Origin of the sequence: Actinomycetospora sp. TBRC 11914, from assembly GCF_012933465.1 — a bacterium.
GTDB lineage: Bacteria > Actinomycetota > Actinomycetes > Mycobacteriales > Pseudonocardiaceae > Actinomycetospora.
Genome location: NZ_JABBND010000029.1, coordinates 49638 through 60222 on the forward strand (window position 1 = coordinate 49638; position 10585 = coordinate 60222).

At 74.1% G+C, this 10585-nt stretch carries 10 protein-coding genes; 5 read left to right on the top strand and 5 right to left on the bottom strand.

The annotated features are described in order from the left end of the window. The first annotated feature begins 1 nt into the window (after position 1). From treZ to HH311_RS28985, 3 genes are all read left to right on the top strand, one after another. The gene (gene treZ, locus HH311_RS28975; protein ID WP_169187196.1) at positions 2-1780 is read left to right on the top strand and encodes a malto-oligosyltrehalose trehalohydrolase; all 1779 of its coding nucleotides are present in this window, start codon (positions 2-4) and stop codon (positions 1778-1780) included. A gap of 5 nt (positions 1781-1785) precedes the next feature. Next, positions 1786-2577, top strand: coding sequence for an SGNH/GDSL hydrolase family protein (locus HH311_RS28980; protein ID WP_169187197.1), 792 nt, complete (start codon positions 1786-1788; stop codon positions 2575-2577). Between the two features lie 168 nt (positions 2578-2745). Then, a complete protein-coding gene (locus tag HH311_RS28985) occupies positions 2746-3813 on the top strand; it encodes an acyltransferase (RefSeq protein WP_169187198.1) in 1068 nt (355 codons plus the stop codon). 70 nt (positions 3814-3883) lie between these two features. Here the strand turns inward: HH311_RS28985 and HH311_RS28990 are convergent, their stop codons facing one another. The 3 genes from HH311_RS28990 to pyk all read right to left on the bottom strand — a co-directional run bounded on the left by HH311_RS28990 (position 3884) and on the right by pyk (position 6859). After that, positions 3884-4093, bottom strand: a complete 210-nt coding sequence (locus HH311_RS28990) for a hypothetical protein (RefSeq protein ID WP_169187199.1) — start codon at positions 4091-4093, stop codon at positions 3884-3886. Between the two features lie 81 nt (positions 4094-4174). Beyond that, positions 4175-5329, bottom strand: coding sequence for a MalY/PatB family protein (locus HH311_RS28995; protein WP_169187200.1), 1155 nt, complete (start codon positions 5327-5329; stop codon positions 4175-4177). Between the two features lie 111 nt (positions 5330-5440). Continuing rightward, entirely contained in the window at positions 5441-6859 is a 1419-nt protein-coding gene (pyk, locus tag HH311_RS29000; RefSeq protein WP_169187201.1) for a pyruvate kinase, read from the bottom strand. Positions 6860-6994: 135 nt separating this feature from the next. On the opposite strand from pyk, the gene HH311_RS29005 reads away from it, so the two are divergent. Continuing rightward, positions 6995-8278 (top strand): AI-2E family transporter, encoded by a 1284-nt coding sequence (locus HH311_RS29005; RefSeq protein ID WP_312030483.1) that lies wholly within the window; start codon positions 6995-6997, stop codon positions 8276-8278. Positions 8279-8287: 9 nt separating this feature from the next. Here the strand turns inward: HH311_RS29005 and HH311_RS29010 are convergent, their stop codons facing one another. Both HH311_RS29010 and HH311_RS29015 read right to left on the bottom strand, forming a co-directional pair. Beyond that, a complete protein-coding gene (locus HH311_RS29010) occupies positions 8288-9085 on the bottom strand; it encodes an enoyl-CoA hydratase/isomerase family protein (RefSeq protein ID WP_169187202.1) in 798 nt (265 codons plus the stop codon). Between the two features lie 41 nt (positions 9086-9126). Then, the gene (locus tag HH311_RS29015; protein WP_169187203.1) at positions 9127-9873 is read right to left on the bottom strand and encodes an SDR family NAD(P)-dependent oxidoreductase; all 747 of its coding nucleotides are present in this window, start codon (positions 9871-9873) and stop codon (positions 9127-9129) included. Positions 9874-9986: 113 nt separating this feature from the next. Between HH311_RS29015 and HH311_RS33610 the strand changes: the two genes are divergently transcribed. Beyond that, on the top strand, positions 9987-10580 hold the full coding sequence (locus tag HH311_RS33610) for a TetR/AcrR family transcriptional regulator (RefSeq protein WP_169187204.1): 594 nt from the start codon (positions 9987-9989) through the stop codon (positions 10578-10580). Positions 10581-10585: the final 5 nt, after the last annotated feature.

Below are 10585 nucleotides of genomic sequence, written 5' to 3' on the forward strand. Positions count from 1 at the left end.
CATGACGGTGCGGGAGGGATCGCGCGGCTCCGGGCCCCGCGGGCTCGGGGTCGACGGACGGTTCGCGGTGTGGGCGCCGGAGGTCGGCTCGGTCGCGGTCGTCGTGGACGGGACCCCGCACGCCATGACGCGCGACGACGACGGCTGGTGGCACGCCCAGGTGCCCGGCGCGGGGCACGGCACCGCCTACGCCTACGCCCTCGACGACGCCGACCCCCTCCCCGACCCCCGCTCGCGGTGGCAGCCCGACGGGGTGCACGCCGCGTCGCGGGTGTGGGACCCGTCGTCGTCCCGGGTGCCCGACGAGGGCTGGACCGGGCGGGCCCTGCCCGGCGCGGTGGTCTACGAGATGCACGTGGGGACGTTCACCCCCGGCGGCACGTTCGACAGCGCCGTCGAGCGCCTCGACCACCTGGCCGACCTCGGGATCACCCACGTCGAGGTCCTGCCGGTCAACGCCTTCGACGGCACCCGCGGCTGGGGCTACGACGGTGTCCTATGGTTCGCCGTCACCGAGAACTACGGCGGGCCCGACGGGTTCCGCCGCTTCGTCGACGCCTGCCACGAGCGCGGGCTCGCCGTCGTGCTCGACGCGGTCTACAACCACCTCGGCCCGTCCGGGGCCTACCTCGACCGCTTCGGGCCCTACTTCAGCGGCGCCAACGACTGGGGCTCGGCCCTCAACCTCGACGGCCCCGGGTCCGACACCGTCCGGGCCTACATCCTCGAGAACGTCGCGATGTGGTTCACCGACTTCGCGGTGGACGGCCTGCGCCTCGACGCGGTGCACGCCCTGCGCGACACCCGCGCCACCCACGTGCTCGAGGAGATGGCGACGACCGCGGACGCGCTCGCCGCGACCCTCGGCCGCCCGTGCGTGCTGATCGGCGAGTCCGACCTCAACGACCCGCGGCTGGTCACCCCGCGCGAGGCCGGCGGCTACGGCCTGGACGCCCAGTGGTGCGACGACATCCACCATGCCCTGCACTCGACGCTGACCGGGGAGACCCAGGGCTACTACGTCGACTTCGGGGAGCTGGACACGCTCGCGCGGGTGCTGCGGGAGGCCTACGTGCACGCCGGCACCTGGTCGACGTTCCGCGGCCGCACCCACGGCCGGCCCGTCGACCTGCTGCGCACCCCCGGGTACCGGTTCCTGGCCTACCTGCAGGACCACGACCAGGTCGGCAACCGCGCCGCGGGCGACCGGCTCTCGGCCTCGCTCTCCCCCGAGCTGCTCGCCTGCGGGGCGGCGCTGGTGTTCTGCTCGCCGTTCACCCCGATGCTGTTCATGGGCGAGGAGTGGGGCGCGTCGACGCCCTGGGCGTTCTTCGTCGGGTTCGACGACCCGTCGCTGCGGGACGCGGTGCGCGAGGGCCGCCGGCGGGAGTTCGCCGAGCACGGGTGGGGCGCGGCCGACGTGCCCGACCCCACCGACGTGGCCACCTTCGAGCGCTCCCGGCTCGACTGGTCCGAGCCCGAGGAGGGGCAGCACGCCTGGCTGCTCGAGGTCTACCGCTCCCTCATCGCGCTGCGGCGCACCGAGCCCGAGCTCGCCGACCCCCGCCTCGACCGCGTGCGCTGCGACGCCGATCCGGGTTCACGCACGCTGGTCCTGCACCGGGGTAGCGTCCGCCTCGTGGTCAACCTCGCAGCCGTGGAGCGCACCGTCGCCGTCGACGGCGCCCACACCTGCCTGGCCGCCCCGCTCGGCGCCGGGGTGTCCGAGGCCGCGGTGACCCTCCCGCCCGAGTCGTTCGCCATCGTGCGCACCGGGTAGCGCCGGTGCCCACCACCCTCACGCGGGCGACCGCCGGCCTGCGCGCCACCCGTCGTCGCGTCGCCGTCGTCGCGGGGGTGGCCGTCGCGGCCGCGATCGCGGTGACCCTGCTCGTCGTCGGGACCCTGACCTCCGCCGCGGAGCCCGCGCCGCCGCCCCTCGCCGCGCCCGGCCCGCCGCCGTCGGACCACCCGATCGTGGTGCTGGGGGCGTCGATCTCCGCTGGCACCGGCAGCACCCCGCAGCAGGCGTGGCCCGTGCTCGTCGGGCGCTGCCTCGGCCGGCGGGTGCTGGTCGGCGCCGTCCCCGGGGCCGGGTACGTCGCCACCGGCCGTGGGGAGCGCGGCCCGGTCGTGCGGCTGCTGCGCGAGGCCGACCTGCCCCGCCTCGACCCGTCGTTCGTCGTGCTCCAGGCCGGCCACAACGACATCGGGACATCGCCCCGCACGCTCGAGGCCGCCGTCACCACCGCCGTCACCACCGTCGGGCGGGAGCTGCCCCACACCCGGCTCGTGCTGATCACGGTCTTCGCCCACGTCGGCGTGCCGACCGCCCAGGCACGGGCCACCGACGCCACGATCGTCGCGGCCGCCCGGCGTGCCGACCCCCGCGTCGTGGTCCTCGACCCGCTCACCGAGGGCTGGTCGTTCCCGCGGGTGGGCGACGGGCTCCATCCCACCCCGGCCGGCCAGCGGGTCCTCGCCGGGCACGTGCTCACCGACCTCGCCCGCGCGGGGGTCACGGGCCCGGGGACCTGCCCGCAGGAGTCGGCGCCGCCACGCTTGACGCCGTCCTGACCCCCGCACAGCTCCCTCCCAGGGAGGGGGAGCACGGTAGGGGTCGTCATGGTGACCGCACAGCGACCCGAACGTGACCGGGAAGCACCGGACGCACCGTCCGCCCCACCGGCACCGTCTGCCCCTCCCGGTCCCGCCCCCGCCTCGGACCGGCGCCACCTCCACGAGGTGGACCTCTTCCGGCTGCTGACCTTCGCGTGCGTCATCGGGGTGCACGTGCTGTCCGCGACGACGACGATCGACAACGTCGGCTCCAACGCGGGCCAGCTGCTGCTGCACTTCACCCGCGAGGCGTTCTTCACCCTGACCGGGTTCGTGCTGACGTTCCAGGCGCTGCGCCGCCCGCAGCGCCCGCTGCCGTTCTGGCGCCGGCGCATCCCGCTCGTCCTGACGCCCTACCTCACCTGGACCGTCCTGTACTCGCTGCTCGCGGTGTGGACCCGCCCGCCCGGGATGCCCGAGCCGACGGTGTCGCAGGAGCTGGTGACGATGGGCTGGAACGCCCTCGAGGGCACCGCCTGGTACCACCTGTACTTCCTGCTGGTCACGCTGCAGCTCTACCTGGTCTTCCCGGCGCTGGTCGCGGGGCTGCGCCGGCTGGGGCGGGTCGGGCACGGCGTCGTGCTCGGGGTGGCGCTGGTGGCGCAGGTCGTGGTGTGCGAGCTCCTGATCGACCCGCCCGCGAACGGGTTCGGGGCGTTCCTCGTCGCGCACGGGTTCGTCCTGCTGCCCGCCTACCTGCTCTACCCGGTGGTCGGCGCGGTCGCGGCCCTGCACCTCGACCAGCTCCAGGCCCTCGTGCTGCGGTTCCGGTGGTGGATCGCGGGCCTCGTCGTCGTGACGATCACCCTCGCCGAGCTGCTCTACGTCCGGGCCGTGGGGACCGGGACGGTGCCGTCCATGGCCGCGGCGGTGTTCCAGCCGACCACGATCGCGTGGTTCCTCGTCGCGGTCCTGGGCCTCTACGCGCTCAGCCTCGTGGTGACCGCCGGGTGGCGGCCGGGCGGGCCCGCACGGCGGGTGCTGGCGTACGCGTCGGACCGGTCGTTCGGGATCTTCCTCGCGCACCCGCTGGTGCTCGCCGGCCTGCTCTCGATCGCCGGCGGGTGGGTGGACGCCGTCGGGTCGGGCCTGACGCTCGTCGCGCTCTACCTCGGGACGGTCGTGGGGTCGGTGCTGGTGGCCGACGTGGCGCGGCGGCTGCCGTGGAGCGCGGCGCTGACCGGTCGTGCCTAGGTGGCCTGCGGCCTCGTGAGCACTAACTGTCGGTATAGCGACACTTTGTGCTCACGAGGCCGGAGGCCACCTACTCGGTGCCGTCGATCAGCTCGTCGAGGGTGACGAACAGCGGCTCGCCGCGTTCGGCCGCCCGCGCGCTGGCCCGCCGCGCCGACGCCGCGATCCGCGCCAGCTCGTCCGCCGCCACCACCCGCGTCTGGAGGACCTCGCCGTCGTCGTTCGTCAGCGTGACCGCGACGAGGCCGGTCTCGGGCTCCTCGGAGAACGACAGCCCCATGGGTCCGACCCTAGCGATCTCCGGCGGACGTCGACGGGGCTTTCCTGCCACTGGATGCAAGCAACGACGCTCGGCTGGCAACTACGGGAGCGCGGCCGCGATCCGCTCCAGCGCGTCGGCCAGCACCGGCCCGGCCATCGCCAGGTTCAGCCGCATCCCGCCCGGGCGCCCGCACGCGGCGCCGTCGGTCATCACCACGCCGGCCTCGCGGCGGAAGAAGTCCGACGGCGGCTCGTCCAGACCGAGCGCGGTCGCGTCCAGCCACGCCAGGTAGGTGCCCTCCGGGACGGTGACGTCGAGGCCCGGCAGGTCGGCACCGGCCAGCAGGGTGCGGTTGCCGTCGAGGTAGGCGAGCACGTCGTCGAGCCACTCGCGCCCGTGGGCGTAGGCGGCCGTCGTCGCGAGCACGCCCGGCGTGGCGGTGCTGTGCTCGGCGAGGTAGCCGACGTCGTCCCACCAGGCGGCGTCCGCGTCGTTGCCGAGGATCACCTGGCCGCACTTCAGTCCCGGGAGGTTCCAGGCCTTCGACGCGGAGGTCGCCGTCACCGCGTGCGCCGCCGCGACCGGTGACGACGCCGCGTAGGGCCGGTGGACCCGCCCGTCGAACGTCAGCGGCGCGTGGATCTCATCGGCGAACACCCGGGCGCCGTGCCGCTCGACGACCGCCGTGACCGCCGCCAGCTCCGCCTCGCCGAGCACGCGGCCCGTCGGGTTGTGAGGGTTGACCAGCACCAGGAGCCCCGCCCCCGAGGCCGCGAAGGCCGCGTCGAGGGCGTCCGGGTCGAGCGTCCAGCCGTCGCGGGCCAGGGGCACCCGCACCAGCTCCCGGTCGAGCATCGCCGGCACCCGCAGGAACGGCATGTAGCCGGGGGTGGGCACCAGCACCGGGCTGCCGGGCGGGGTGAAGTGGCGGATGGTCGTCGTGAGGGCGGTGAGGACGTCGGGCACCGGGCGGATGCGCTCCGGGTCGGGCGCCCAGCCGAAGCGGTCGGACCAGAACGCCGCGCACGCCGCCGCCATGTCGGCGACCCACGCGTCCGCGAGGTAACCGAAGTGGTTGGCGTCGGCGCTCGCCCGCACCGCCTCGGCGACCGCCGGTGCCGGCGGGAAGTCCATCTCGGCGACGAACGCCCCGATGAGGCCCCGCCCCCGGGCGTCGGTGCCGGCCGTGGACCACTTCCAGCTGCCGCCGGCGCGCATGGCGTCGGCGGTCAGCGCGTCGAACGGGTGCGCCATGGCCCCATGATCACCCATCCGGCCGCGCCCCGGAGCGCACGAGCGGCCGGTTCGTGACCATGGAAGGTCACCGACCGGCCGTTCGTACCGTCCAGGGGCGGGCCCACCCCGTCAGCGGGCGTCCTCGCCGAGCTTGTGCACGCGGATCAGGTTCGTCTTCCCGGCGATCCCCGGGGGCGAGCCCGCGACGATGACCACCAGCTCGCCCGGTGCGAACCGGCCGATCTCCAGGATCGACTCGTCGACCCGGCGGATCATCGCGTCGGTGGTCTCCTCCCACGGCACGAGGAACGTCTCCACCCCCCACGACAGCGCCAGCTGCGAGCGGATCTCGGCGACCGGGGTGAAGGCCAGCACCGGGAGCCGGGTGTGCAGCCGCGCCAGCCGCCGCACGGTGTCGCCGGTGCGGGTGAAGGCCACCAGGGCACGGGCGTTGAGCCGCTCCCCGATGTCGCGCGCCGCCGTCGTCACGACGCCCCGCTGGGTGCGCGGCACGTGCTGGATCGCGGGGACCGACGCCGGGCCGGACTCCACCGCCTCGACGATCCGCGACATCGTCTGGACCGTCTCGATCGGGTAGTCGCCGACCGACGTCTCCCCCGAGAGCATCACCGCGTCGGCCCCGTCGAGCACCGCGTTCGCCACGTCGGAGGCCTCGGCGCGGGTCGGCCGGAAGTTGTGGATCATCGACTCGAGCATCTGCGTCGCGACGATCACCGGCTTGGCGTTCTCCCGCGCGATCTGCACCGCGCGCTTCTGCACCAGCGGGACGTCCTCGAGCGCGAGCTCCACCCCGAGGTCGCCGCGGGCCACCATGATCGCGTCGAAGGCCAGCACGATGGCCTCGAGCGCGTCGACCGCCTCGGGCTTCTCGAGCTTGGCGATGACGGGCAGCCGGGCGTCGTACTCGGACATGATCTTGTGGACGAGCTCGGCGTCGGCCGGGGACCGCACGAACGACAGCGCGATCATGTCGACGCGCAGCCCGAGCGCGAACCGCAGGTCGGCCTCGTCCTTCTCGCTCATGGCCGGGACCGAGACGACGGTGCCCGGCAGCGAGATGCCCTTGTGGTCCGAGACCCGGCCGCCCTCGACGACGCGGCACACCACGTCGCGGCCCTCGACGTCGATGACCTCCACCGAGACGTTGCCGTCGTCGATGAGCAGCGACTCCCCGGGGCGGACGTCGTCGGCGAGCCCGGGGTAGGTCGTCGAGACGCGGTCGTGCGTGCCCACGACGTCGTCGGTGGTGATGCGCACGATCTCGCCGGTCGCCCACATCTGCGGACCGTCGGCGAACGACCCGAGCCGGATCTTCGGGCCCTGCAGGTCGGCCAGGATGCCGACGGCGTGCCCCTCGGCGTCCGCGGCCTCGCGCACGAGCCGGTAGATCTCCTGGTGCTGCGCGTGCTCGCCGTGGGAGAAGTTCAGCCGGGCGACGTCCATCCCGGCCCGGACGAGGGCGCGGATCCGCTCCGGGGAGGACGTCGACGGACCCAGCGTGCAGACGATCTTGGCGCGACGGCTCACGCCCGCCATCGTACGGCCGCCTGCACCGATCCAGGAGGCCCGGGACACACCGCCGCGGGCGCACGCCGGCCGCGGACGGGCGACGGCGGGCCGTGCGCACGGCCCGCCGACGCGGCCCCGGCTACCGTGGCGCGGGTGGCGACGTCGCACGGCGAGGCAGACCTGGCCCCCGCACGCCCGCCGCAGGCCGGGCACGACGCCGCCGACGGCTCCGACCCACGGACCACCGAGCCCGGTCCCACCGACACCGTTTCCACCGACCCCGCCGCGCCCGCCCGCTGGCGCGTGCCCCACGGCCTCGACATCGCCGCCGGCCTCGCCTGGCGCACCCTGCTGATCGCCGCCGCGGCCTTCGTCGTCATCTACCTCGCGGCGACGTTCGCGCTCGTCCTGGTCCCCGTCGTGCTGGCCCTGATCGCGGCCTCGCTGCTGGCGCCCGAGGCGCACCTGATGAGCACCCGCATCCGGTGGATGCCGCACGCGGTGGCGACGGCGATCGTCGTCGTGGGCGGCCTCGCCGTCGTCGGCGGGGTCTTCACCGGGGTGGTGTTCGCGTTCATCTCCGGGCTGCCGGAGCTCACCAGCCAGCTGACGAGCAGCCTGTCGGAGATCCAGGCCTGGGTGCGCACCGGTCCGCTGGGCCTCGACAACCAGCAGTTCACCGCGATCGGCGACCAGCTCCTCGCGAGCGTGCGGTCGAGCCAGGCGACGATCGCGTCGAGCGCGCTCTTCGCGGTCAGCACGGTGGGCGAGCTGTTCACCGAGGGCCTGCTCACGCTGTTCACGCTGATCTTCCTCATCCACGACGGCGGGACGATCTGGCGCTTCCTGCTCCGCGGCGTCCCCGGCCGGGTCCGCCGGCGGGCCGACCTCGCCGGCCGCCGCGCCTTCGCGTCGCTCGTCGGCTACACCCGCGCGATCGTCGTGGTCGCGTTCATCGACGCCGTGACGGCCGGCGTGGGGCTCTGGCTGATCGGCGTTCCGCTGGCCGTGCCGCTCGCCGCCCTGATCTTCTTCGGGGCGTTCGTGCCGACGGTCGGCGCCGTCGTCTCCGGCGCGGTCGCCGCGCTAGTCGCGCTGGTCAGCGGCGGCGTGACCGACATGCTGCTCGTCATCGCGCTGCTGCTCGCGGTGCAGAACCTCGAGGGCTACGTCCTCCAGCCGCTCTTCCTCGGCAAGTCGATCAAGCTGCACCCGCTCGCCGTCGTCCTGCCCATCGCGTGCGGGCTGGTCATCGCCGGCATCCCGGGCGCGCTGCTCGCGGTCCCGCTCGTGACGGTGCTCGACACCGGGCTCCGCTCGCTCACCCGGCCCGACGACGCGACCGTGGACCCGGCGACGATCAACCCCCTCGACCCGCGGTCGGCGCGCCCCGAGTTCGCCGACCCGAAGGTGGTCGTCGCGCCGACCGACGACTGAGCGCCGCGTCTACGGCGTCGCCGACGGGAACCGCGGCGGCCGCTTCTCGCGCAGCGCGGCCGCGCCCTCGACGACGTCGGGGCCCATGAAGCAGAGCATCTCGTAGGCGGCGGACGCGTCGAAGGTCGGGCCGGCCGAGCGCAGCCAGCTGTTGAGCGACCGCTTGGTCAGCCGGATGGCCTGCTGGGCGCCGGTGGCGAGGACATCGGCGACCCGCAGCGACTCGTCGAGCACCTCGTCGCGGGGCAGCGCCTTGGCGACCATGCCGAGCCGCTCGGCCTCGGCGCCGGTGACCATCTCGCCGGTGAGCAGGTAGTAGCGGGCCTTGGCCATCCCGGCGAGCAGCGGCCAGATGATCGCGGCGTGGTCGCCGGCGGACACCCCGAGCTTGACGTGGCCGTCGCCGAGCTTGGCGTCCTCGGCGCAGATCGCGATGTCGGCGAGCAGCGCGACGACGACGCCGGCCCCGACCGCCACCCCGTTGATCGCCGAGATGATCGGCTTCTCGCAGTTGATGATGTTGTACACGAGGTCGCTCATCTCGGAGAGCATGTGCGAGACGCGCTCGTGGTCGCCCGCCATGCGCTCCACCATCGCGAGGTCGCCGCCGGCGGAGAATGCCCGGCCGGCGCCGGTGATGACCGCGACCCGGGTCTCGGGGTCGCGGGACACGTCGGTCCAGACCCGGGCGAGCTCGCCGTGGAGCTGCTCGTCGGCCGCGTTGTACTTCGCCGGGTTGTCGATGGTGATCAGCAGGACGCCGTGCTCGCGGCGCTCGAACGTGAGCTGCTGGTAGTCCTCGTACACGGTCGGCTCCTTCGGCTCGGACGGGGTGCGGGTGGCGGGGTTCAGCTCATCGACATGCCGCCGCTGACGGACAGGGTCTGCCCGGTGATGAACGAGGCCTCGTCGGACGCCAGGAACGACACGGCGTGCGCGATGTCGGCGGGCTGCGCGAGGCGGCGCAGCGGGATCGCGCGGATCAGCCCGTCGCGCAGCTTGTCGTTGCCCTCGACGACTGAGGCGAACAGCGCGGTGTCCGTCGGGCCCGGGCACACGCAGTTGACCCGGACCTGGTGGCGGGCCATCTCCCGGGCGGTGGTCTTGGTGAACGAGATGATGCCGCCCTTGGCCGCGGAGTACACCGCCTCCCCGGAGGATCCGACGCGGGCCGCGTCCGAGGCCAGGTTGACGACCGCCCCCGCCCCCTGCTCGGCCATCAGCGGCAGCACGGCGCGCGAGGTGTGGAGGACGCCGTAGAGGTTGATCCCGACGATGCGGTCCCAGTCGGCGGGGTCGGACTCGACGAACGGCCCGACCTTGTCCCACCCGGCGTTGTTGACCAGCACGTCGATCCGCCCGAACCGGTCCCGGGCCTCGTCGACCATCGCGGTGACCGAGTCGCGGTCGGCGACGTCGGCGTGCAGGGCGATCGCGGCGCCGCCGAGGGCCTCGGCGGTCGCCTTCGCGGTGTCGGTGTCCACGTCGGAGACCACGACGGTGGCCCCTTCCGCGGTCAGCGTCTCGGCGATCGCCCGGCCGATGCCCTGCCCCGCCCCGGTGACGAGCGCGATCTTGTCCGGCAGCCGTCCCATGCTGTGCTCCTCCGCGTCGAGGCCAGGGGCCCCGGGGGACCCCGACGAGCGAACCAAGGTCCGACCCGCGGGTCAATGGTCAGGGTCGAAGTTCGACGCTATGGTCAGATTTCGTGGGCCGGGTGCAGCGCAAGCGCGACGAGCGGGTGCGGCGCATCGTCGCGACCGCCGCCGACGTGCTCGGCGAGCGCGGCTACGAGGCGACCAACCTCGAGGACGTGGCCGCGCGCCTCGACCTCACCAAGGGGTCGCTCTACTACTACTTCGCCGGCAAGGACGAGCTGGCGACGGCCGCCGTCGAGACCCTCGGGAACGACTGGACCGCCCGGCTCGAGGAGATGCCGGCGACGGGGACGTGTGCCGAGCGGCTCCGGGCACTGCTGCGCGAGCACATCGCGATCGCGGTGCGCGAGTACCCCGCGGCCCTGCGGCTGTTCCTCGTGCCGAACTCCTGGCCCGAGGGGCTGCGCGCCCGCATCCGGGAGCTGCGCCGTCGGCACGACCAGGTCTTCCGCCGGGTGGTGCGCGAGGGGGTCGAGGCCGGGGAGTTCGCCGTGGTCGACGAGGACGCCACCCTGCAGGCGATGCACGCCGCGATGAGCCAGGCCCCGGTGTGGTGCTCCCAGCTGGCCGGCGAGGCCCAGGACCGGGCGATGGACGACCTGGCGGACGTCCTGATGAAGCTCTGTGCGCTACCGCGCTCGTGAGCACC